Source organism: Candidatus Omnitrophota bacterium (genome assembly GCA_013791745.1).
GTDB lineage: Bacteria > CG03 > CG03 > CG03 > CG03 > CG03.
The window spans coordinates 15,487-39,208 of sequence record VMTH01000166.1; the positions used below are offsets into that span (position 1 = coordinate 15,487).

At 48.2% G+C, this 23,722-nt stretch carries 23 protein-coding genes and 1 tRNA gene; 8 read left to right on the plus strand and 16 right to left on the minus strand.

Going from position 1 to position 23,722, the window contains the following annotated elements; genetic code table 11:
- Nucleotides 1–68 precede the first annotated feature (68 nt).
- The 6 genes from FP827_08430 to FP827_08455 are packed head-to-tail and all read left to right on the plus strand — an operon-like array spanning nucleotide 69 to nucleotide 4,082.
- The gene (locus FP827_08430; protein ID MBA3053089.1) at nucleotides 69–1,118 is read left to right on the plus strand and encodes a molybdopterin-binding protein; all 1,050 of its coding nucleotides are present in this window, start codon (nucleotides 69–71) and stop codon (nucleotides 1,116–1,118) included.
- Nucleotides 1,073–2,041, plus strand: a complete 969-nt coding sequence (locus FP827_08435) for a radical SAM protein (GenBank protein ID MBA3053090.1) — start codon at nucleotides 1,073–1,075, stop codon at nucleotides 2,039–2,041. The genes FP827_08430 and FP827_08435 overlap by 46 nt, the downstream gene beginning before the upstream one ends.
- Nucleotides 2,042–2,515, plus strand: a complete 474-nt coding sequence (gene moaC / locus FP827_08440) for a cyclic pyranopterin monophosphate synthase MoaC (GenBank protein ID MBA3053091.1) — start codon at nucleotides 2,042–2,044, stop codon at nucleotides 2,513–2,515.
- Nucleotides 2,500–2,985 carry a MogA/MoaB family molybdenum cofactor biosynthesis protein gene (locus FP827_08445; GenBank protein ID MBA3053092.1) on the plus strand — a complete coding sequence of 162 codons (486 nt, stop codon included), beginning with the start codon at nucleotides 2,500–2,502 and terminating at the stop codon, nucleotides 2,983–2,985. Before moaC ends, FP827_08445 begins: the two co-directional genes overlap by 16 nt.
- A gap of 28 nt (nucleotides 2,986–3,013) precedes the next feature.
- Nucleotides 3,014–3,448, plus strand: a complete 435-nt coding sequence (locus FP827_08450) for an MOSC domain-containing protein (protein MBA3053093.1) — start codon at nucleotides 3,014–3,016, stop codon at nucleotides 3,446–3,448.
- Nucleotides 3,438–4,082: a hypothetical protein gene (locus tag FP827_08455; GenBank protein ID MBA3053094.1), complete on the plus strand. Its 645-nt coding sequence runs from the start codon at nucleotides 3,438–3,440 to the stop codon at nucleotides 4,080–4,082. The genes FP827_08450 and FP827_08455 overlap by 11 nt, the downstream gene beginning before the upstream one ends.
- 15 nt (nucleotides 4,083–4,097) lie before the next feature.
- Here FP827_08455 and FP827_08460 read toward each other — a convergent pair whose 3' ends face one another.
- On the minus strand, nucleotides 4,098–4,424 hold the full coding sequence (locus FP827_08460; GenBank protein MBA3053095.1) for a divalent-cation tolerance protein CutA: 327 nt from the start codon (nucleotides 4,422–4,424) through the stop codon (nucleotides 4,098–4,100).
- A gap of 76 nt (nucleotides 4,425–4,500) precedes the next feature.
- Between FP827_08460 and FP827_08465 the strand changes: the two genes are divergently transcribed.
- Nucleotides 4,501–5,673 carry an NAD(P)/FAD-dependent oxidoreductase gene (locus tag FP827_08465; GenBank protein ID MBA3053096.1) on the plus strand — a complete coding sequence of 391 codons (1,173 nt, stop codon included), beginning with the start codon at nucleotides 4,501–4,503 and terminating at the stop codon, nucleotides 5,671–5,673.
- 51 nt (nucleotides 5,674–5,724) lie between these two features.
- Nucleotides 5,725–6,831, plus strand: coding sequence for a DNA recombination protein RmuC (locus FP827_08470; GenBank protein MBA3053097.1), 1,107 nt, complete (start codon nucleotides 5,725–5,727; stop codon nucleotides 6,829–6,831).
- A gap of 13 nt (nucleotides 6,832–6,844) precedes the next feature.
- On the opposite strand, the gene FP827_08475 is transcribed toward FP827_08470, so the two are convergent.
- The 15 genes from FP827_08475 to ade form a co-directional block, all read right to left on the minus strand.
- Complete coding sequence (locus FP827_08475; protein ID MBA3053098.1) at nucleotides 6,845–7,105, minus strand: hypothetical protein; 261 nt, start codon at nucleotides 7,103–7,105, stop codon at nucleotides 6,845–6,847.
- A 41-nt stretch (nucleotides 7,106–7,146) separates the two neighbouring features.
- Entirely contained in the window at nucleotides 7,147–9,312 is a 2,166-nt protein-coding gene (locus FP827_08480; protein ID MBA3053099.1) for a GAF domain-containing protein, read from the minus strand.
- A gap of 57 nt (nucleotides 9,313–9,369) precedes the next feature.
- Complete coding sequence (locus FP827_08485; protein MBA3053100.1) at nucleotides 9,370–10,182, minus strand: hypothetical protein; 813 nt, start codon at nucleotides 10,180–10,182, stop codon at nucleotides 9,370–9,372.
- 7 nt (nucleotides 10,183–10,189) lie between these two features.
- Nucleotides 10,190–10,271 (minus strand) — tRNA-Leu (locus FP827_08490).
- Between the two features lie 19 nt (nucleotides 10,272–10,290).
- On the minus strand, nucleotides 10,291–10,584 hold the full coding sequence (secG, locus tag FP827_08495; protein MBA3053101.1) for a preprotein translocase subunit SecG: 294 nt from the start codon (nucleotides 10,582–10,584) through the stop codon (nucleotides 10,291–10,293).
- Between the two features lie 4 nt (nucleotides 10,585–10,588).
- Nucleotides 10,589–11,761, minus strand: coding sequence for a phosphoglycerate kinase (locus tag FP827_08500; protein ID MBA3053102.1), 1,173 nt, complete (start codon nucleotides 11,759–11,761; stop codon nucleotides 10,589–10,591).
- Nucleotides 11,762–11,764: 3 nt separating this feature from the next.
- Nucleotides 11,765–12,760 (minus strand): type I glyceraldehyde-3-phosphate dehydrogenase, encoded by a 996-nt coding sequence (gene gap / locus FP827_08505; GenBank protein MBA3053103.1) that lies wholly within the window; start codon nucleotides 12,758–12,760, stop codon nucleotides 11,765–11,767.
- A gap of 55 nt (nucleotides 12,761–12,815) precedes the next feature.
- Nucleotides 12,816–13,583, minus strand: coding sequence for a type III pantothenate kinase (locus FP827_08510; GenBank protein MBA3053104.1), 768 nt, complete (start codon nucleotides 13,581–13,583; stop codon nucleotides 12,816–12,818).
- The gene (locus FP827_08515; protein MBA3053105.1) at nucleotides 13,564–14,820 is read right to left on the minus strand and encodes a peptidoglycan DD-metalloendopeptidase family protein; all 1,257 of its coding nucleotides are present in this window, start codon (nucleotides 14,818–14,820) and stop codon (nucleotides 13,564–13,566) included. Before FP827_08515 ends, FP827_08510 begins: the two co-directional genes overlap by 20 nt.
- Nucleotides 14,821–14,841: 21 nt before the next feature.
- The gene (locus tag FP827_08520; protein MBA3053106.1) at nucleotides 14,842–16,044 is read right to left on the minus strand and encodes a 2,3-bisphosphoglycerate-independent phosphoglycerate mutase; all 1,203 of its coding nucleotides are present in this window, start codon (nucleotides 16,042–16,044) and stop codon (nucleotides 14,842–14,844) included.
- A 24-nt stretch (nucleotides 16,045–16,068) separates the two neighbouring features.
- On the minus strand, nucleotides 16,069–17,397 hold the full coding sequence (locus tag FP827_08525; GenBank protein MBA3053107.1) for a pyrimidine-nucleoside phosphorylase: 1,329 nt from the start codon (nucleotides 17,395–17,397) through the stop codon (nucleotides 16,069–16,071).
- A 21-nt stretch (nucleotides 17,398–17,418) separates the two neighbouring features.
- The gene (locus FP827_08530) at nucleotides 17,419–19,500 is read right to left on the minus strand and encodes a hypothetical protein (GenBank protein MBA3053108.1); all 2,082 of its coding nucleotides are present in this window, start codon (nucleotides 19,498–19,500) and stop codon (nucleotides 17,419–17,421) included.
- Nucleotides 19,501–19,548: 48 nt separating this feature from the next.
- Nucleotides 19,549–20,343, minus strand: coding sequence for a purine-nucleoside phosphorylase (locus FP827_08535; protein MBA3053109.1), 795 nt, complete (start codon nucleotides 20,341–20,343; stop codon nucleotides 19,549–19,551).
- Nucleotides 20,340–21,530, minus strand: coding sequence for a phosphopentomutase (locus tag FP827_08540; GenBank protein ID MBA3053110.1), 1,191 nt, complete (start codon nucleotides 21,528–21,530; stop codon nucleotides 20,340–20,342). Before FP827_08540 ends, FP827_08535 begins: the two co-directional genes overlap by 4 nt.
- Nucleotides 21,531–21,692: 162 nt before the next feature.
- A complete protein-coding gene (gene ade, locus FP827_08545; GenBank protein ID MBA3053111.1) occupies nucleotides 21,693–23,393 on the minus strand; it encodes an adenine deaminase in 1,701 nt (566 codons plus the stop codon).
- Between the last annotated feature and the right edge of the window lie 329 nt (nucleotides 23,394–23,722).

Consider the following 23,722-nt stretch of genomic DNA (forward strand, 5'->3'; position numbering starts at 1 on the left):
GTTGACGGCGGCTTATAATTTCATTAGAATGAGCATAGAAATGCAAATTAACAGGACAGGAGACAAGTTTGAAAAAAAGAAAAATAAGGGTTGAAAATTCCGTTGGAAAGATGCTTCCGCACGATATAACTGCGATAGTCCCCGGAAAATTCAAGGGGCCCGCGTTTAAGAAAGGGCAGATGATAAAAAAAGAAGATATTCCGGCTTTGTTAAAAATAGGAAAAGAAAAAATATGGACTCTGGAAATTTCAAAGGACGAATATCACGAAGACGACGCGGCGAAAAAATTCAGAGATCTTGCCGGAAAGAACGTCAGAACAATCGGGCCTTCAGAAGGTAAAATAAATTTTTTCGCCGGTAAAAGCGGTCTTTTTGTCGTTGACAGAAATAGTGTTGACAGAATCAACGCCGTCAAAGATGTGGTTTTGTCGACACGGCACTCTTTTGTTCCGGTTAAAAGCGGAGAGACAGTGGCGGGAATAAGAATTGTTCCTCTGGCGACGAAGAAGAATAATGTGGAAAAGGTTTTAAAAGCCGTGTCGGCACAGGCTGCCTCCGGCGGTGCAGGGCCGTCACCCGGGCTGCTGAACATCGCGCCGTTTAAAAAGAAAAAATGCGCCATTATTGTCACCGGTTCGGAAGTCGCGAAAGGCAGAATAAAAGATAAATTCAGGCCGGTGATAGAAAAAAAATTGGAGGATTACGGGAGCTCTGTTAATTTTTTCAAAATTGTCACTGATGATAAAAAACTGATAAAAGAAGCGGTCCTTGAGGCGAAAAAGAAATGTAATTTGATTATACTCACAGGCGGCATGTCTGTTGATCCTGATGATGTGACGCGTCATGCAATAAAACAGGCGGGAGCGAAAATTATTTCTTACGGAGCCCCTGTTCTTCCCGGAAACATGTTTCTGGCGGCCTATATCGGAAAAATCCCGGTCCTGGGGATTCCCGCATGCGCGCTTTTCTATAAGAGGACAGTCTTTGACCTTTTTCTTCCGCTGGCGCTGGCCGATGTTGAGATAACAAGGGAAAATATTTTAAGCAGGGGTTACAGCGGCCTCTGCCTTCAATGCAGAATCTGCGTTTTTCCCGATTGCCCCTTTGGAAAGTCATGACAGATTCACAGGGAAGAAAAATTAACTACCTCAGGATTTCGCTGACAGACAGGTGCAATCTCCGCTGCCGCTATTGTATGGGACAGGAAGGAATAAAAAATTTAAGACATGGCGAGATTCTGACATACGAGGAAATTCTGAAGATGATAGAAATTTTCAGAACTCTCGGCGTGGAAAAATTCCGGTTTACGGGAGGTGAGCCGTTTGTGCGCAATGGCGTTATGGATTTTTTTGAAAAGCTGGATTTCCCTTTTCACATAACGACAAATCTTACCGCGCCTTTTCTCGACATAGGCAGAATAAACAAACTTAAAATTGCCTCAATCAATGTGAGCTGTGATTCGCTGGAACCCGAAAAATACAGATTTATAACGCGCGGCGGCCGGCTTGAAACTTTTCTTGAAAATTTCAGAAAGCTCCGTGTAAAAAACAAAAAACTGAATGTTGTGCTGGTAAAAAATTTTAATGATGACGAAGTGCTGGATTTTATAAAATTCGCCGCGCAATTTGAAGCCGATGTCAGGTTTATAGAGAAAATGGATTTTTTGAACGATAATCTTGATTTTGCTCCGCTGCGGCCCCTTAAAAAAAATCTCATAGAGACGGGAATTATTGAAGAGGAAAGTTTTAACGAGCCCGGCGGTGCCGCCAGATATCACAAGATGAATAACTCGGATAAACGTGTCGGATTTATTTCTTCCATGACCGAGCCTTTCTGCGACAGGTGCGGCAAAATCCGGATTAAAGCGAACGGCGATGTGAAACTCTGTCTTTTTGATGAGAACAGTTTTAATATGCGTAATATTTTAAAAGACGGCACGCCCTGCGGGATAAATGATTTTATTTACGCGATTATTAAAAAGAAGGGCAAATTTCCCGATGTCCGCCGGGGAATGGAGCCGATAGCTCAAATGGGAGGATAAATGAATACCGCACTTTCGTATTGGTCCGAAAAAGGCAATTTAAGAATGATGGATGGCACGGAAAAGAAAATTACAAAACGCACCGCGCGGGCTGTCGGGAAAATTCTGATAAAAGACAAGACTATGGCCCTGATAAAATCGAAAAAAACGCCGAAAGGCGATATTTTTGCCGTGTCAAAAACAGCGGGAATAAACGCCGTAAAGCAGACGCAATTTCTGATACCGTTGTGTCACAATTTGGGAATCACGCACTGCGAAATAGATTTCAAAATCAGAAAAAACGCTGTTGAAGTGATCACGACCGTAAAAACCAAAAGCTTCACCGGCGTTGAAATGGAGGCTTTGACTGGGACGGCCGTCACGCTTCTGACTCTTTATGATATGCTGAAACCCGCGGATAAATCCATGGTGATTTCGGAAATAATGCTGCTTTCAAAAAGCGGAGGGAAGAGCGGGAAATGGCTGAGAAAATAACTGCTGCCGTGCTGACGGTGTCCACCGGCTCTTTTGCCGGAACAAGAAAAGACACAAGCGGGCCCGTGCTTTGTAAACTGTGCAAAAATAAGGGTTTCACCGTGATTGCGTATGATATTGTTGATGACAGCAAAGCCCGGATAATGCGTAAGCTGAAATTTTACGCGGACAAACTGAAAGCGGATATTGTTCTGACAACAGGCGGCACCGGCTTCGGCCCCGAAGACATCACTCCCGAAGCGACAGCGGCGGTGCTTGAGCGAAACGCTCCCGGTATTCCGGAACTTATACGAATGGCCGGCTTCAAAAAAACAAAAACAAGCGTTTTATCAAGAGGTATTGCCGGCATAAGAAAAAAAAGCCTGATAATCAATCTGCCGGGATCGCCGAAAGGCGCGGAAGAATCGTTTGAAGCGGCGGCCGGCCTGCTGCCTCATGCGGTAAAGATGTTAAAGGGCGGCGGCCATTGACGGAGCCGTCGCGAAGAAGGAGCATTTTATGAAAATAGCGGAAATAAATATAAGCAAAAAAAAAGGAACGGTAAAGATCCCCGTTGAAACAGGCGAATTGATTGCGGATTTCGGTTTTTGCGGGGACGCGCATGCCGCATCTGGTTCTGCGAAGCAGGTGAGTATTCTGAGCGTTTCCTCAATAAATAAGATGAGGGAGGAGCTTGGAGACAAAATTACCGGCGGTGTTTTCGGCGAAAACCTGGATTTGGAAGGAATTGAAAATTCGGAACTTCCTGTCGGCAAAAAAATAGTTTTCTCCTCCGGAGCGGAACTGGAAGTGACGGAAATCGGCAAGAAGTGCCACAGCGGCTGCGAGATATTCAAAATCACGGGGAAATGCATTATGCCTCAAGAAGGAATATTCTGCAAAGTTGCCAGAAGCGGTAAAGTTAAGAGAGGGGACGCATTTAATGTTTTGTAAGGTTGAAAACGCCACAAAGGCAAGAAAGAAATTTCTTCAGCTTATAGACGAAAAAAAAACCTATATTATCTCCAAGGATTCCATAGCGCGCGCCGTACTGATGCCGGTGGAGGCGTATGAAAAATTCATTGCCGCGGGAAGAAAAAAGCTCCCCGCTCTTGCCGTCCTGGGAGCCCGCGACTGCGGCAGGAAAAAAGCGCTTGAAACGGCCTCAGCCGTTAATTCTGCAGGAGAGCATTTTTCAAAAATAATTTTTGTGTACGGCCCCGAAACAGAAAAATACGCAGGGCTTTTTAAAACCGGTGAAACGCGGATTGTTTGCAATGAAAAACCCCAGATGCCTATAATCACTTCGCTGAAGCTCGCTGTTTCGGCGCTGTCGCCGGGCGATGATTTCCTTGTGTTCTGCTTTCTTTCAAAGCCCCCGGCCAAAAATATGCTGGGAAAGATGTCCCGAAAAACAGCCCTTGCCCGGAAAAACCGCAAAGGCATTGTTATAACAACAGTGAACAAGCGACCGACGCATCCAGTAGCGATGTCAAAAAAATATTTTAAGATGCTCCTGTCTACGAGAAAAGAGCTGGGCATTCCATATATAATCAGAAAGTTCCAAAAAGACATAATTTACTCATAACAGGAGACGAGGGGTTCAGCGCTTGAGTTCTTTCTCCAGCCAGTTCTCATAATCTTTACCGCATGCGTACATATCAAAGGCGATTATTTCCGGCACTTCATAATTATGAAGCTTTTTTATAACTTTCTCAACTCTGCCAAACAGCGATTTTCGTGTCTTGATAAAACAGAGATATTCTTTCGCGCGCTCTATATCGCCTTCCCATCTGTAAACACTGTTTGCTTTCCCCGTGATTTGAACGCAGGCGGCAAGGCGTTTTTCGACCAGGACTTCCGCTATTTTTTCCAGCGTTTTCCGGCTTCCGGAAGCCGTTGTAATCTGAATAAATTTTTCTCGTTTCATAAACATCCCCGTTTATGTTATTAAAAAATTTCGGCTGTGGCTATATGAATACCGGGTTTTTTGTTAAAATAACACCATGGAAAAAATAGATACAGTTGTTATAGGGGGCGGGGCAGTGGGCCTGGCGATTGCCAACGCCATCGCCGAAAAAGGCAAAGACATATTTCTTTTTGAGAAAAACCCCTATCTCGGCGATGAGCAGTCCGGCAGGAACTCCGGGGTCATCCATGCAGGACTTTATTACAAGGAATATCCTTTGAAGAAAAGACTCTGCGTTGATGGCAACAGGATGCTTTATGCTTTTTGTGAAAAGAACGGTGTCTCCTTTTCAAAAACGGGTAAATTCATAGTGACTGTCAACGCGGAAGAAGACAGGATGATTGATTGCTATATTGATAACGCGCGGGATGCCGGCGCACCCGGCGTGCGGCGCGTGAGCCCCGCTGATGTGCGGGCAAAAGAACCTAATGTTAATGTTTATTCGGCGCTCATAAGCCCTTCCACCGGCATTGTGGATGCCGCCGATTACATAAGCTGCCTCGGCCGCGAGGCCCGCGCGAAGGGCGTTGAGGTGATGACATCCACAAAGGTCACGGGCATTACTTCCGGCGGAGCGGGGTTTATTATTGAGCTGGAAGAAGGCGGCGGAAAATCCGGGGGTGCTGTCAGGAGGGAGGAATTTACGGCTGAGACAATCATCAATTCCGCGGGCCTTTGTTCCGACGAGATAGCCAATATGATAAATCCGGAAAACGCGTATAAGATAATACCCGTGCGCGGCGAGTATTACTGTTTTGATTCATCCTCAAGAAGCGAACTGGCGATGAACGGAACGAATGTTTATCCCGTGCAGAAAGAATATTTCATAGACGGGGTAAGGCATCTGGCCATAGGCATACATCTCACTCCGGTTTTTGATATAGCGCCGGACGGCCGGAAGGTCATAGGCAAAAAAATACTTGTGGGTCCGACATCCCTCCCCGTGAGAGAAAAGAACGACTTTGAAAAAGGACGCCTCGGGCCGGAGCATTTTTATGAGGGTGTCAAGGGGTTTTTCCCCGGGATAAAACCGGAAGATCTGAAAATTGATTATGCCGGCAACCGCGCGAAACTTGAAACGGGCGGTGATTTCATAATAGAGAGGGATAAAAAGTATTCCGGAGCGGTGAATCTTGTCGGCATAGAATCACCGGGTCTGACAGCGTCTCTGGCGATAGCGGAATTTGTTAAAAATCTTATCGCGGTATAAATGGCCTCGCGCGGGTTTGTGTTTACGGTGGAATTTCAGTAAAATCAGGACATGGGAAATATACTTATTTTTGTCGCCATCGCTCTTCTTGCGGCGATACTGATCAAGCTCTTTATATCAGGCGGCAGCAATGACAATCAGGCGCTGATAGATATCAATAACAAAATAACGGAGATGAAAATCAATCAGCTGGAAGGCCTTAACCAATCCATGAAAGCGCAGCAGGAGGCGTTCGGCGTTATTATTAAAACAGTGAATGATAACCTTTCCAGAACCCAGGGCAACATCAATGAGCAGCTCGGCTCGGCCGGAGCGACCATGGGGGATGTGCAGAAGAAACTTGGAGCGCTCGCCGAAACTACCAAAAACATCCAGAAAATAGGGGAAGACATTTCCTCGCTTCAGGATATTCTCCAGGCCCCGAAGCTCAGGGGTAATCTCGGGGAATTCATGCTCGAAGATTTGCTAAAAAACCTCGGCGCCAGCAATTATGCCATGAAGTATTCTTTCAGCGACGGGACACAGGTGGACAGCATTATAAAGCTCGGCGAAAAAATAGTGCCGATAGATTCCAAATTCCCGTTGGAAAGTTTTAAGCGCCTGATGCTCGCGCCCGACGATGATGAAAAAAAGAAGTGCAAAAAAGAATTCGTCCGCAGCGTAAAAGAGAGAATAGACGAAATCGCCGATAAATACATCAATCCTGATGAGGGAACTTTTGACTTTGCCCTGATGTATATTCCGGCTGAAAATGTTTTTTACGAAATAATCATCAATGATTCTTTCGCGCATGATTATGAGATAGCGGAATACGCCATGAAGAAACACGTTGTCCCTGTTTCACCCAACAGTTTTCACGCCTATATCATGGCCATAGTGTACGGGCTCAAGGGGTTTAGAATAGAAAAACAGGCGGCGACGATCCTGGGTGAACTGACAAAAATACAGGATAAATTCGCGAAATTCTATTTAAATTTCACGCTCGTGGGAAAGCATATAAGCAACGCCTATGCCAAATATGACGAAACACAAAGGCGCGCCGAAAAATTGAATGAGAAAATATCAAAATTGACTCTAGAACATAACGAGCTGCCCGACGAAACGGAATATATAGAAAAGATACCGGATGGCGGAAATTCTCCGGCGCCGGACGATTAAGCGGATTCAAATCTCAGTCTTCTTTCTGTTCAAGTTCCACGATGTGGATTATCGCCGATTTGCTGATTATGATGGAGTGATATTTTTTTTCCAGCTGCCCGTTTTTTGAGATGATCGCGTTTGCCATGGGAATAAAAGATTTGGTCGCGTCGTTGATAAAATCCGACAGGCGTGTTTTATAGCCCGCGGTGGGAAGATTAATAACGCCTTCCACTATACGCCCGCCGAGGATCTCTATTTCCACTGGAATCTTTCTGAAAACGCCGTCTGCCATTTTTCCTCCTCGGGACGCGCCGAAAGCCGCCCCGTCCGCTCTTACTGCTCTTTTTTAAGGACTCTGAAAACTTCCTCGGAAGATGTCACGCCGCTGAGGCATTTTTGGAGTCCGTCCTGAAACATGGGTACAAGAGTGCCGTTATCTATCGCGGCCCTTTGTATTTCCTCGGGCGTCACCCCTTTTCTAATAACCAGTTTTCGTATTTCCTCATCGGGCATAAGGATCTCGTGCACCCCGATACGGCCTTTATAGCCTGTGTTATCGCATTTTTTACATCCCGCCTTTCTGAAAAGCGTGGTGCCAGGTTCAATTCCAAGACTCTCGGCCAGATCGGCGTCAGCTTTAAATTCTTCTTTGCAGGCGCATAGCCTTCTGACAAGACGCTGCGCGCAGACGATTATAAGGGAAGAGGATACGAGAAAAGGCTCCACGCCCATATCAAAAAATCTTGTTATGGTTGTGGAAGCATCATTCGTGTGAAGCGTGGAAAGCATAAGATGACCGGTGAGAGCCGCCTCGATAGCGACTTCCGCGGTTTCAAGATCGCGTATTTCCCCCACCATTATGACATCCGGATCCTGCCGGAGAAAGCATTTCAGGGCGTCGGCAAAAGTGACTCCGATGTCTTTTCTGACGGGCATCTGGTTGATCCCCTCGAGCATATATTCCACGGGGTCCTCGGCGGTCTGAATATTGATGTCGGGCTTATTGATCTCGGTGATAGCCGCGTAAAGTGTCGTGGTTTTTCCGCTCCCGGTGGGCCCCACATTCAGTATCATTCCGTAGGGCTTGGCTATCGCGGCTCTGTAAAATTGCATGTTCTTGGGCGAAAAACCCATAGCTTCAAGACCGAGCATGGTGCCGGTCTTATCCAGAATACGCATGCAGACTTTCTCTCCCCAAACAAGCGGCGCGATGCTGACCCTGAGCTCTATATCGGGATTATCCTTTCCGAAATCTTTGAATTTAATACGCCCGTCCTGAGGCCGGCGGCGTTCGGCTATGTCAAGCGATGACATTATCTTGTATCTTGTGAGCATCGCGCTGTGGGCGCTGCGGGGAAGTTTGTGCACCTGTTTCATCACGCCGTCCATCCTGAATCTCACCATAGTGTATTTTTCAAAAGCCTCTATGTGTATGTCGCTGACTTTTTTATTATAAGCTTCCCTGATTATCTGGTTCGCGAGTTTGATGACAGGGGCCGATTCTTCACTTTCATAATTTTCGTTGTCTATATCCTCACTAACACTTGTTTTTATTTCCAGATCCGCCTGCATTTTAGCCGTGGCTTCGTCTTCGTCCGACGCAGGCTCACCGATGCTCTCAAGATAATTTTTTATGGCATAATCTATGTCACTCTTGGCGGCAACTACGGTTTCCTTCACTTTGCATTTTGTTATAACTTCAAAATTTTCTATGCCGGTGTAATCCAGCGGATTGGAACACACCACCCGCAGCTGCCTGCCGGGATATAATTTTATGGGTATCAGCCTGAATTTCCTGAGGTTATCCGACGTTATGCGGGTTTCGTCGAGTATCTCGTTGGCTATGGTGAAATCTTCGCCGAGCTCTATGTACTGCTGCTTTGTCAGCCGGGCGATGTAATACGCAAGTTCCTGCGGTGTCATCGTAGCGGCGGGGTTAAAGGCCTTTTGGATTATTTTTGCCGAATACTGGGCGACTTCCTCCAGCAGATAGGCATCGGATTCGCTGAAATATCCCGGAGCTATGGATTTATTCAGCACCTGTATGGCGCCTATGACTTTGCCGTCCGCTTTAAGAGGAGACGTGATCATCGAGCGGGTCTGAAAACCCGTGTCTTTGTCAATGCCGGCGGCGTGGTCGGCGTCTTTGGAAACATCCTCAACGACCCTGCTTTTTCCCTCGGATATCACCTTGCCGACGATACCCGTATTGAGAGGCAGGGTGAGTTTCAGCAGAGTCTCTCTTTTAGCTTCATAAGATTTCTGCAGGGCGGGATTGCCTTTATACAGGTTTGGGGAAAAATAAACATGGCTGAACTTGATCTTGTCTTTGTCCACAAGATAAAGCGTTATTGATTCCGCGAAAAGGCTGTTGACTATTTTTTCTATTGTTATTCTGAGGACGGTGTTAAGCACCTCCGGAGAGATTTCTTTTTTGAATATTATCTCCCTCAGCAGCGGAGCGATGATACGGTTTAGTTTATCTTCTATACCGGCCATAAGATATTATCGGGCCCGCGGTTTTTTCAAGAGAGAAAATTATTTGCGGGCTTTTCTTCACTCGCTGTCGGGGACAATGAATTCGTCTAAGCTCCCGGGATTATAGGAACTCTTGTAGCCTGATTCGGGGCTCCGCAGTATCCGTATAGGTATCGCGCCGGCTTCTTTGGCGTATCTTATGTCGGAATCGGAGTCGCCGTAAAAAGCGTCGATACCGAGTTCTTCTATCAATTCTGTTTTTCCGCTGGGCGCGAAAAAGATATTGCTTTCAGGGATATCAAGCGTTTTGCTCATGAATTTTTTAAGAGCTTCCCCACCGGAATTATTACGCGCGGTTATGAGGAACACCTCATGCCCTTTTTGCTGATGGGCCTTTATGATCTCAACGGTTTTCGGTTTCAGGATAGAGACTTCCTCGTCGGATCTATTCACTATTGTCCAGAACTCATCCGTATAGGCCTGGGCGCCCTCGTAACCTTTGTCAAAAGCGGGAGAAGAAAACAGAACCGTATCGTCAATGTCCAATCCCACTTTTTTTACAGACGGGTCATCCAGCGCCGGAGTTGTTATGCCGGCGGATTCGCGGGCTTCTATAGCGGCCGGTGACGCACTCTGTTGCGGGACAACAGGCGGGGCGGCGCATCCGGCTAAAAATAACGCCGCGGTTAATGTCAAAAACAAGGATTTGAACTGTTTCATAATTTTATCTCCTAAATTACATCTCATAACAATTTTGCCGGGGGCGGGACTCCTTCTCCCCCAACGCTTTCGCGTTTCTTCCGAAGCCTGGCGCTCTCGCTGCCGTTCGCTACGCTCACTATCGTCCGCCGGACGCGCTTCGAGTCGCCTTCGAGTCCCTTGTCTGGACATATAATTTTGCCGGGGGCGGGACTCGAACCCGCAAGAGTTGCCTCATACGGCCCTCAACCGTACGTGTATGCCAGTTCCACCACCCCGGCGGAACAAAAAACTAATATATCAGCGCTGAGCCCCTTCCTGGGGGGCGGGCGCAGCCGCCGGCGGCACAGCCGGAAATTTCACACCCCGTTGTTTTACCGCCGCGGATATGGATATGGATGTGATAACAAAAAGAATGCCGAGCACGACCACGACCTTTTTTAAAAACTCATCCCCTGCCGGGCCCATCAGAAGGGAATCCGAGGAGCCGCCAAGAAATGACGATCCGGTCGCGCCGCGGCTGACCTGGATCAGAATTATAAATATCAGCGCCGTTGCTATTACCACATGACAAACAACCAGAAATGTATACATAAAATTACTCCTGCTTTAAGGCTTCTATTCCCGGCAGCACCCTGCCTTCCACGAATTCCAGCGATGCGCCCCCTCCGGTTGAAATATGGCTGAAATCACCAGCGACCCCGGTTTTGTTTATGGCCGATACGCTGTCGCCGCCGCCGGCGACCGAAACGGCTCCTGCTTTTGTGGATTCCGCTATTATCTCGGCGATTTTTTTTGTGCCTTCCGCGAACTCGTTTACTTCAAAAACCCCCATGGGCCCGTTCCAGAATATGGTTTTGGCTTTCTTTAAGATCCGGGAATATTTCTGCACCGTCTCAGGGCCTATGTCAACACCGTAAAAACCGTCGGGGATTGCAGATGATACGGAATTTTCAAGGGCTTCTTTAAACGATTTGCTTATCACATGGTCCGATGGCAGAAGAAGTTTTTCTCCGGCCGCCTCGGCGATTTCCTTCGCCTTTTCAAGAAACTCGTCCTCGACAAGCGACAGGCCGGTATTTTCCCCGCGGGCTTTAAGAAAGGTGTATGACATGGCTCCGCCGACAAGCAGATAGTCCACTTTTGACAGCAGGCTTTTCATGACCGATATTTTGGTGGATACTTTCGCCCCCCCGAGCACGGCCGCGAAGGGCCTGTTCGGGTTTTTAAGAAGCTCAGAAAGATATTTCACCTCTTTCTGTATCAGAAAGCCCGCCGCCGACGGCAAAAGAGCGGGAATACCTGCTGTTGAGGCATGCGCCCGGTGAGAAACAGCGAAAGCGTCCTGTATGAACACATCTCCGTAAGATGCGAGTTTTTTCGCGAAATTTGCGTCGTTGTTCTTTTCTTCGGAATAAAAACGCAGGTTTTCAAGCAGGGCTATGGAGCCCTGTGGAAGATTTTCGAGACCCTCTTTTGTATTATCGCCAGCGCAATCTTCAAAAAAATACACCTTTTGAGCGAGAAGTTTTTCAAGGCGCGGCAGAACGACTTTTAGCGAAAATTCCGGATCGGGGGCGCCCTTGGGCCTGCCGAGATGGCTCATAAGAATGATTGAGCGCGGCCGCTGTTCAAGGATGCTGTTTATGGTGGGCACATGAGCGCTCAGTCTTGTGTCGTCGCTGACTTCGCCGTTTTTTACAGGCACATTGAAATCAACCCGCACGAGGACTTTCTTGTCCCGGAGATCCATATCTTTCAGTGTTTTCATGAACTATTTTCCCTGCATATACTCTATAAGGTCGATAACCCTTGTGGCGTATCCCGTCTCATTGTCATACCATGCCAGGAGTTTCACCATGTCGCCGAAAACTTTAGTAAATCCGGCGTCGACGGTGGATGATTTGGGATTGCCGTTAAAATCTATCGAAACGAGAGGCTCTGTACAGACGGCCATGTATTTTCCGAGAGGGCCGTTCGCGGCCTTCACCAGCGCCGCGTTGACTTCTTCGGCTGTGGTTTCTTTTCCGACCTGCACAACGACATCTACCACGGACACGTTCGGGGTGGGAACGCGTATCGCGAAACCGTCCATTTTGCCTTTCAGTTCAGGTATCACAAGCCCTATGGCTTTGGCGGCTCCCGTAGTTGTCGGTATCATTGAGGCCGACGCTGTTCTGGCGCGGCGAAGATCTTTGTGCGGCGCGTCCAGAACATTCTGATCGTTGGTGAAAGAATGAATCGTTGTCATAAGGCCTTTTTTAATGCCAAAGGAGTCCATCATCACTTTCATCGGCGGCGCCAGGCAGTTTGTCGTGCAGGAGGCGTTGGAGATGATGAAATGTTTGGAAGCGTCATATTTATCTTCATTGACGCCCATCACTATTGTTATATCCTCCTCCTTTGCCGGCGCTGATATTATCACTCTTTTTGCCCCCGCTTTAAGATGCTTAGAGGCCTTGTCTTTACTTGTGAAAAGTCCTGTTGACTCAACGACTATTTCCACGCCCAGATCTTTCCACGGAAGAGCTTCAGGATCCCTTTCGGCAAAAACTTTGATCTCTTTACCGTCGATGACCAGGCTGTTCGCCTTTGCTTCCACGGAGCCGGGAAAAGTGCCGAAGGTGGAATCGTATTTAAAAAGATGCGCGAGAGTTTTAGTGTCCGCAAGGTCGTTTACGCCCATAAACTCAATGTTCTTAGAGTTTAATCCGGCTTTAAGCACCAGGCGGCCTATGCGGCCGAATCCGTTAATACCAACTTTTGTCATTTTACATCCTCCATTTTGGAACATTAATTCAAAAATCCTTCAATCCTTCGTTTCGCTATTTTGAGATGGGAATATCCCGCTCAATCAAGTTTTGATTATACAAGTTTTTATAAAATTGTAAAAGACCGTTAAACACGAGCGCCTGATCTTTTTTGTAGCGGAACGAAAGGTCCCCGGGCCTGAGAAACCGTGATCCGGAGCCGGTTAAGAACACCGCCGCCCCCGGCTCACGTTTGAGAAAATCAGAGACTGTTTTTTCTATACCGCCGAGTGTCGCCGCCCACACGCCTTTTCTGATACATTCCCCGGTGTTTGTGCCGGGCCCTTTCCGCGGGCGCGAGAATGCCGTATCAGGAAGAAGGGCGCATCCTTCATTCAGCGCTTTAAGGGAAAGCTCTATTCCCGGGAATATCACGCCACCCCGGTAATTGCTCTTTTTATCCACAAGTTCGCAGGTGACGGCGCTGCCTATGTCGACGATTATAAAAGGAGGCCGTCTTTGGATGAGAGCGCCGATTATCGAGGCTATCCTATCGGCGCCGATGTCTTTAAGAGGAGCGTATTTTAGTTTGACGAGCGCGATATCTCGGTAGGTTAAGAAATAAATTTTTATACCGCTGGAGCGGCAAATTTTTTTTAGCAGCGCCGTTACTTTCGGCACCACCGAACAGCACACGCAGGTGTGGGTGTTTTTCAGGATATCCCTTAGTTTTTTTTCGCTCAGGAGCGAAGTCCTGAACTGTTTTCCCGGTACGGTTTTTCCTTTTTTTACGACGGCGCTTTTTATCAGGGTGTTGCCGGCGTCAATCAAGAGCTTTATCATGTTTGAATTTGCCCTGCGTTATCAGTTCGGCTATGGAGCGGTAATACTTTTTCTTGAGCGGTAAAAAATCCTCCATCTCTTTCTTTGTGAGGCTTTTTGCCGGCGGAAGTTTTAAGGTCAGGAAATTCACGAAACTCCCGTGTTTTTTTACCCTGAAATCAAGATGAGGGCCTGTAGAAAGACCTGTCGAGCCGACATAACCGATATCCTGACCTTTTTTAACAAAAGCCCCTCTTTTTATGCTGCTGGAGTATCTTGAAAGATGTCCGTACCACGACTCGTATGTGGAATTGTGTTTTATTTTAACCATCTTGCCGTAGCCGCCGTTTCTGCCGACATAAACAACTTTGCCATCGCCGATCGATGACACGGGAGTGCCGGTCGGCGCGGCGTAGTCTATGCCGTGGTGAGACCTGTAGTATTTTAAAACGGGATGAAAGCGCCGGTTGGAGAAGTAAGAGGAAATCCTCCTGAAATGCAGGGGCGCGCTGAGGAACTGCGTGCTCAAAGATTCTCCCGCCGGACTGTAGTAGTCATAAAGTGTTCCGCGCGGAAAAGCGAAAGCCATGAATTCCTTTATCTTCCCCCTCCCGCGCTGACCGCCGGACATGATATATTTGCCGACGAGTATTGTGCCGTTGTCCACCTCCTGTCCGCTGTCGGTGAAAGACTGCTCATAAACGATAAAAAATCTGTCACCAGGCCGTTGATCCGTGAGAAACGCTATTCTGGATTCGAAAATATCCGCGAAATTCATTATGAGCGAGGGATTCACGCCGGCCGAGATCATGGAATAATAAAGATTGTTTTGAACGGTGCCGGAATAGCCGAAATATTTTTTATGGATTCTCATTCGCACTTCACCGGACCTGTAACCCGCAGTCGTGAGTTTTACGAGATATTTTTTTGCCACTTCCGGCTGGTATGAAAATTCCAGTATTTTATTTTCCGTGGACAGGGCGATCTCATAGTAATGTCCGGCCTGTATTTTTTTGACATTGTAAATTTTTGAGAATTCGCCGATCACGTCGTAATAGTTGTTCGCCGGCACGCCGCGTCTGGCGAAAATTGTTATGAGATTTTCGCCGGGCGCGAGGGTGTCGCCGTATATGATCGTCTTCGGTTGCGGGGGAATCTCATCGCGGCTTCTCCTGGCACGGATAAAAAAAACCGCTGTCAGCAGAAAAACAGCGGCGGCGGCAAAAACAAGCGGTTTTTTGTTTTCCGGCAGCTCCATTATTTTGACCCAGCCCGTTTGTCAGGCCCCGAATTTTTTTAGCTTCAGAGCGTTTGCCATAAGGATAGGCATTATGTCAGCCGACCATATCCTTCCTATGGATCCGTTTTCAAAAGCTCTTTCCGAAAAAACGGATATATCGTCCGCTATTTCATATTTTGATTTTATGGCTATGGGGCAGGGATGCCAGGAATGCGCGCTCATCTTCGCCGGCGTTGAATGGTCCGCCGTTATGCAGACCACATCAAAATTTTGTGATATTATTTCGGGAAGCAGTTTATCAAAAGCCTCAATGGCTTTCACTTTGCCTTCAAAATCCCCGTCCTCACCGCGGGAGTCGGGGTATTTGTAATGGTAATAGATGAAATCGAAGACGGAGCCCTTTTTCTTTAACGCTTCCAGCTGGCTCTCCGGCGTTGCGCCGCAATCGACAATATCCATTCCCACAAGCGAGGCGAGCCCTTTATACATGGGATAGGTGGCGAAGGCCCCGCATTTCAGTTTGTAGAGTTCGCTCATCTTCGGGATGTCCGGCAGGCACGCGAAACCCCGCATGAGCGCCGTGTTGGCTACCGCTTCGTCTTCAAGAGCCTCATTCAGCCGTGTTATGAAAGCGTTGACAATTCGGGCAGATCTTGACGAGGCCTCGGAGGTGTTCCTGCATTTGAGCGGCGGAAGGCCTTCCTTCTGGGGATCGGCGTCGGCAAGATCGCCGCAAAGATTTTCTCCGGTGAACATAACCACGAACCTGTGTTCTTTTCCGGGAAAAATTTTCACTTTCACATCGTCTATTTCCGTTATTTTTTCGGAAAGTTTTTTGACAAGCCGTTCGTTCTCCTCCGTGGGAATCCGCCCGGCCCTCCGGTCAACGATGAGCCCGTCTTTGAGAGTGGCGAAATTCGCCCTCGCGGCCATATCAAATTCCGTCATCTCCAAACCTATACCCAGCGCCTCGAGAACGCCTCTTCCTATCTGGTATGTCATGGGATTATATCCGAAAAGCGCGAGATGCCCGGGCCCGGAGCCGGGCGTTATACCCAGCGCCACAGGCACATTTCTTCCGCAGACAGACTCCTTCGCGAAAGCGTCAAGGTTCGGACACACGGCCGCTTCAAGTTCCGTCTTGCCGTTGACAGGAATGCCGCCGAGGCCGTCGACGACGATCATGCATATTCTTGACGGCGTCTTCTCAGACAGGCCCATCATCACATTTTCAGGAAACATTAAACCTCCTTAACACCGGTGTTTTTACATCTTGATGATGCCGTTTTTATCGGCTTTGCCGTAGAAAAATTTAGGAGATGCGACTTTTTCAGCTCCTATGGTGTAAGCGGCGATAAAACGCTTTTTCGCGGATTCAAACTTAACCTTATCGCTGTAATAAAATATTGCAAGCGCTTCGCCTTTTTTGACTTCATCACCAACCTTCTTTTTCAGATATATACCTACTCCGGGATCCACTATATCATCCTGCTTGGCCCGTCCCGCGCCAAGAGCATTGGCGGCAAGTCCGACTTCAAGAGCGTTGATCTTCTGCACATATCCGTCACGGTCGCTGGCAACCTCAACTTCCTCTTTTGCCCTGGGAAGCATATCCATATTATCAATAGAGGCCGGATCTCCTCCCTGAGCCTCTACCATTTCTTTGAACTTCTTAAGGCCGCTGCCGTCGGCAATGGCTTTTTTCATTCTGGTTTTTCCGTCTTCTATGTCGGCGGCGATTCCGGATATGATAAGCATATTCGCTCCAAGTTCAACGCAGAGGTCTTCAAGGTCTTTGGGCCCTTGGCCCTTAAGGGTGGCTATCGCTTCCTTAACTTCTATGGCGTTACCTATTGCGAAGCCCAGGGGTTCTTCCATTGAAGTAACAAGCGCCACCATTCTTCTACCGGCAAGTTCCCCGACATCAACCATGGCTTTCGCGAGTTTTGCGGCATCCTCATATGTTTCCATAAAAGCGCCTGACCCGGTTTTCACATCAAGAACGATACCGTTGGCTCCCGCCGCGAGTTTCTTGCTCATAATACTTCCGACTATCAGAGGGATGGAATCCACTGTCGCCGTCCCATCGCGTAACGCGTATATTTTCTTATCCGCGGGGGCGAGCTTTGCTGTTTGTCCTATGAGTGCGATATGTATTTTATTTACGTTCTCAACAAACTTCTCCATTGGCAGACTGCAGGAAAAACCCGGAATAGATTCAAGTTTATCGATAGTGCCGCCGGTGTGGCCCAGGCCCCGTCCCGTCATTTTAGCAACGATACCGCCGCAGGCCGCGACAAGAGGATTCAACACCAGTGAGGTAGTGTCACCTACGCCGCCGGTAGAATGCTTATCAACCTTAAAACCTTTTATACTGCTTAAATCCACACGGTCTCCGGAATCAACCATGCACTCCGTCAGGACCGTTGTTTCTTCCGCTGTCATATCCGAAAAATATATTGCCATCAGAAAAGCCGATATCTGATAATCCGGTATGTCGCCTTTGACAAACCCTGATATCATAAACTGAATCTCTTCTTTTGAAAGAACCGCACCGTCCCTTTTCTTCTTGATCACTTCATAAACACTGAACATTTTTCCTCCTTGCGTTCAACACTATTTCTTTTTCCAGCTTTTTAAGAAAAAAATAATCCTTTTCTTCCGCGCGAGCGCGGTGAAAATAACATCCATAACACCGCAGCCCGGATCCTCACCAGCGATTATATTAAGAAGTTTTGCGTTTTTTTTCAACCTCAAAAGGAATTTATCCCCTTTTTGCGAGACCGAAACGCAGTCCATCTCCTCAGCGGCGAAAAGCGGAAGCGGATTCCCGTTCCCGAAAGGCTCAAGGGTTTCAAGGAAACTTTTTATGTTTTTGTCGAGCCAGTCATCCCACATAATATCAGCTCGCGGAATTTTTTGCTCAGGCATGTCTTCGAAATAAGTCTCGCAGTCGTCTATGAATTGCCTAAGATCATCTTTTTTTATCCGGATCCCGCATGCTCCCGGATGTCCGCCGTATTCCGCGCCCTTGCCGCATTTTTTGAATAGCTCCAGCATATCGCGGCCCGAGCCTCTCGCGGAAGCCGTCCAGTCGAAGGATGAAGCGGTAAAAACAACCGATGGTTTTCCGAATATCTGCGAGATCCTGCTCGCCGCGGGCCCCCGCAGGCCGGGAGGAAGTTTTTCCGCCTTGACCATTATGACGGGTTTTTTATTTAATCCGTTTTCGCGGATTTGCGTCAGCACTTCCTCAAAATGCAGTCTCATATCGCGCTGTCTTTTGTCATTTAGTTCTTTGACCCGATTGAATGAGGCGGCAATGTTTTTTTTGGAATCGGCTTGCAGGATTTCCAGGGCAAGGCGCGGTTCGCCCATTCTTTTAGGTGCGTTAAGAAAAGGTATGAGTTTTCGTGACAGCTCCTCCCTGGGATTTTCCCGGGATATGGCGAGTTTTTTTATAAGTGTTCTCAGAGAATATCGCCTCACGTTCAAAATACCCGCAAGGTGTTTTTTGACCAGCGCGCGGGAAGTTCCTTTTAGGGCGATGTTGTCGGAAACAGTACCCAGCGCCGCCAGCGGCAGGTTCTGCTCAACAAACACCTTAAAGGCCGGGGTTCTGAAATGAGACAGGATCATGTAGAGTTTGCGGGCGGTCTCCGCGTCCGGCAGAGCCCTGTGCGCCTCGGCGTTTATGCCGAAATAGTCTTTGAGATGTTCAAGCTTGTGACTCTGTGACGGCAGGCAGCTCCTCGACATGGGAAGGGTATCAATCACATCATTGACCAGCGCGCAGCCGGTGTATTTGCGAAATTCAGAATCTATGAAAGATGTGTCAAAGGGCGCGTTGTGAAATATCAGAGTGTCATTGCCTATCCATTCCCTGAAGCGGCGCAGCGTCTCCACGCGGCAGGGGGCTCCTTCAAGTTCCAGATTGCTGATACCGGTGAGAACGCTTATTTCGGGGCTTATACGGCTTGATGGTTTCAGCAGCGACGAGAAACGGTCTATGACCCTGAATCCGGAGAATCTTACAGCGCCTATTTCTATGATCTCGTTTTGAGAAGGCGAAAGGCCGCTTGTTTCTATGTCGCAGGCTATTTTGATCTTGTCAAAATCTTTGTCAAGGCTCAGTTTATAGGCGGCGGCGAGGCAGAAAGCGGCCGCGCAACCGGCTATTTCGGTGTCCGGATGGCTGATGCAGGAATCTATGACGGCGTCGGCTTCGGCGGCTTCCCCCGAAGGATAGTGATGATCCGTTATTATGAACCTGATGCCCCGTTCTTTAAAAGCTTTCGCGGCCTTGTGTTCCGAGATTCCGACATCGGCGCTGACGACAACAGCGGGCTTTGATTTCAGGACGTTTTCAATATCCGCCTCACCGATACCGTGCGCCGGACCGCCGCAGACAAAAAGAGATTTCTCCGTCCCGCTTAAAGCGTCGTCAAGGATCAGAAGTGAGCAGAGCCCGTCCGCGTCCGAATCCCCTATCAGGGCTATCCGTCCGCCCGCCTTGACGGCCTCTTTCAGTATCCCGACGGCTTTGCTCATGTCGGGGAAAATTCCCATGAGTTCAGGGATATTCACTTCAGGGTTAATCCAATCTCTGATTGCGCTTTCGGTTTTCAGTCCCCGCGCTAGAAGAAACTCAAGGATATGCCTGTCAGCTTTAACCTTTGACGAAAGATAATTCAGCAATTTTTCATCATCCGGCCGTTTCTCGTTAAAATCCACGAATTTTTTTATTCAGAATTTTTTTGAGGAAAGAATACTCTTTATAAGCCGTATGAAATCGCATGAAATCATTTTTCCCGATTCAACGACTTCCTTGTGGGAAAGGGGCTGTCCCGTCACACCGCAGGCGTAGTTGGTCATGCAGGAGATGCCTATCACCGTCATGCCGAGCTTTTTGGCCGTGATCACCTCCGGCACTGTGGACATTCCGACCGCATCGCCGCCGAGCGTCCGCACCATTCTTATCTCGGCCTTTGTCTCATAAGAGGGCCCGGAAAAAGCCAGATAAACGCCTTCATTGATTTGGATTTTCAGTTTTTTCGCTTCGGCTTTCACTATTTTTCTGTACTCCGCGTCATAAGCGTCGCTCAGATCTATGAAATGCGCGCCGCCGATAAGGGGATTATCCCCGAGCATGTTTATGTGGTCGCTTATCAGCATAAGAGACGGCACCTTGAAACTTCTATTGACCGCCCCGCCCGCGTTCGTCACAATGAGTTTTTTCACGCCCATTTTGGCCAGCACTTCTATCATCAGCACAAGCTTCGCCATCGGGTGCCCTTCGTAATAGTGAATCCTTCCGGCCATGATGATGACTTTCCGCGAAGCTATTGTACCGGAGATGAGCTTTCCGGAATGGCCCGGCACTTTGCTTTTGGCGAAACCCGGGATTTTCTCGTAGGAAATTTCTTTTCTGTTTTTTGCTTCGTCCGCAAGAGCCCCCAGTCCGCTGCCCAGTATCAGGGCTGTTTCAGCGCCGTCGATCTTCTTCTTTATAACGTTGTAAGCTTTGTCTGTCGCGTTCATAATATCTCCTTTAAAAATGATGTTCCCTTTTTGAGGCCTTCCACGCCGAGATATTCCGCCGCCGTGGCCCCTATATCGGCGAAAGTCTCCCGCGTTCCCAGATCCACACCGGCTTTTACCATGCTCCCTGACACTATCAGCGGCACAAATTCTCTCGTGTGATCTGTGTGCGCGATGTATGTCGGATCGCATCCGTGGTCCGCGGTGAGGATGAGTATGTCGTTTTTCAGCATGGATTTTCTTATCTCCGGCAGAGCCGCGTCAAATTCCTTTAAGGCGTCGTAATAACCCTGAGTATTTCTTCTGTGACCGAACAGTGAATCAAAATCCACCAGATTCACAAACAAAAGCTCTTTTTTTTCAGGAACCCGCTTTATATCTTCGATCGTCTGTTTTATTCCCGCGCCGTTAAGGCCGGTGTGCTGTTCTTCGGTCAGACCTCTGTGGGCGAAAATATCTCCTATTTTTCCGACCCCCACGACATTTACTCCGGACGCTTTAGCGAGATCCATAAGCGTGATTGACACCGGTTCTATGGCGTAATCCTTGCGGTTCGTTGTTCGCGCGAAACTGCCGGCTTCGCCGTTGAAGGGCCTGGCTATGACGCGCGCTATGGCGTGAGGCCCCGTCAGTATTTCTCTGGCTTTTTCACAGACACTGTAAAGTCTGTCCAGGCCGAAATATTTTTCGTGGGCCGCTATCTGAAAAACGCTGTCGGCGGAAGTGTAAACAATTGGGAATCCCGTCTTTACGTGCTCTTCTCCTAGTTCTTCCAGTATAACCGTGCCGGAGGAGGCTTTGTTGCCGAGGATGCCGTCAACCCCCGCGGCTTTTTTGAAGGTGTTCAGCAGGTCTTCGGGAAAACCGTCAGGGTAAGTTGGGAAGGGGCGTCTGGCGGGACTTCCCATTATTTCCCAGTGCCCCGCAGTCGTGTCCTTGCTGGCGGATACTTCCGCCATTCTTCCGTAGGCCCCCTGAGCCTCAGGCGCTTCTTTGCCGGGGTGAAGATTTTTTATTTTACCCAGCCCCAGTTTTTCCAGATTGGGCAGATCCAGGCCTTTGAATTTCTCAACAATATGCCCCAGTGTGTCGGACCCTTTATCGCCGTATTCAGCGGCGTCCGGCATCTCGCCCACGCCCACGCTGTCAAGAACGATAACGATAACTCTCTTTGCGCCTTCAGTCATTTTTCCTCCTAATCAGTCAATCAAATATTTTTTATTCCACAAATAAGCCGCGCCGAAGATCCGCCTAAGACGGCGGACTTACAGCGGCGGACTTGACAGCCGCGCGATCGGGCGTATTTAGAAAACTTTTTGAAACCATTAATGTTCGCTTTTACGCGAAGTTCAGACAAAAAGTTTCACAAATTTATTCTGCGTCACATCCACCAGCCCTTTATCGGTTATCTTCAGATCCGGTATGACCGGCAGAGCCAGAAAAGAAAGCACCATAAAAGGGTCATCAAGTTTACAGCCCATGGCGGCAGATGCCTTATGCAGATGTTTCAATTGTTTGTAAACAAAGGAAAGATCCCTGTCGCTCATAAGGCCGGCTATCGGCAGGGGAAGAATTTCCTGCCTGTCGGATTGGAAGCAGCAGAGTCCCCCACCGGATTTTATAATGGCCAGCACCGCCTGATAAATGCTCTCGTCGTCGCAGCCGACGCAGATTATATTGTGGGAATCATGCCCCACCGAGGATGCCAGCGCCCCTTTTTTAAGGCCGAAGCCTTTTACAAAGCCCTGAGAGATATTACCTGTTCTCTTGTGGCGTTCAACAACGACAATTTTAAGGATGTCATTTTTTGTGTCAGACACGGCAAAGCCATTTTCCGTCTTTACGGGCATCACCCGTTTTTTTGTTATAAGTTCATCGGGGAAGAGCTCAATCACATTGACTTTTTTGGATGCCGCCGGGAGTTTGAAATGCGCGGGCATTATCCATTTTACGTTTATGCTGCTGCGAAGAGGCACGGGCTTTGGTTTTCTGCTTTTGAGGGCTTTTCCGTTACGGGCGACTTCTTCCCCGCGCTTGTAAACATTCAGAACCCTGAATTTGGACAGATTGTCCACAATAATAAAATCGGCGAAATAGCCGGGCGCGACAGCCCCCGCGTTGCGCAGGCTGAAATGTCTGGCGGGGTTTATTGTGGCCATTCTTATGGCGGAGACGGGATCAACCCCTAAAGATATGGCTTTCCTTATCGTGTAGTCCAGGTGGCCTTTTTCCACAAGATCTATGGGATTGCGGTCATCGCTGACAAGGCAGAAGCGGCTCTGGTTTGTTTCGCTGACAATGCCCGCGAGTGTTTTGAGGTTTTTGGCCACGGAACCTTCCCGTATCATCACGGTCATCCCCGCCGAAAGTTTTTCAAGGGCCTCTTCTTTCCCGAAGGATTCATGATCGCTGTGTACGCCGCTTGTTATGTATGCGTAAAGATCTTTACCCATGAGACCGGGCGCGTGCCCTTCTATGGCTTTGCCGAAAGCTATTTTCAGTTTGTCAAAAATCTCCCTGTCATTCTCAAGGACGCCGGGCACATTCATCACTTCCCCGAGGCCGACGACCCATTTTTGTGAGAAATAAGGCATGAGATCGACCGCCGAAAGCCTCGCCCCGGAAGTTTCCATATCGGTGGCCGGCACTGTCGAGGGCAGGGTAAAATATATGTCCACAGGCTGGTATTTTGCCGATTGCAGCATATAGGTAATACCTTCCAGCCCCAGAACATTCGCTATTTCATGAGGATCGCATATAACGGTTGTCGTGCCGTAAGGCAGCACCGCTTTTACGAATTCGCCCATTTCCAGCATTGAGCTTTCCGTGTGTATGTGCCCCTCCACAAGGCCGGGCACGATATAGTGGTTTTTTATGTCAACAGTTTTTTTTGCTTTATAATTTCCGAATCCCACAACAACGCCTTTGTGCACAGCGACCCCTGTTTTCTCTACCTTGCCGGAAAACACATTAACGAGCCGCGCGTTCTTGAAAAAAACATCCACGGGGATTTTGCCCCTTGCCGCTTTCACGAGTTCGTATTTGTTGATAAAATTCATAATGTAGAGGTATTTTAACAACAAAACCGTTAAAAATCAAGCTGGCAGAAAAGGTTGGAAGAAATAAAGTTGTATCGTGATGAGATTCTATTTGACCCCGAATTTGAATGGTGCCAGGGGTTGATTTTCGATCCTTACAAATCTTCACGCAAGCCAAGCAGTTGGCTTGCGCCTCTCATAAATGTCAAGTAATGGCGGAGCGTTTCAAACTATGTTCGAACTTATTGCATAAAACATTCATTAATTTGTCATTCCGAACCCTGAGCGTAGTCGAAGGGGAGGAATCTTATTCATTCTTCTTTTATGGCTCCCTTCCAGAC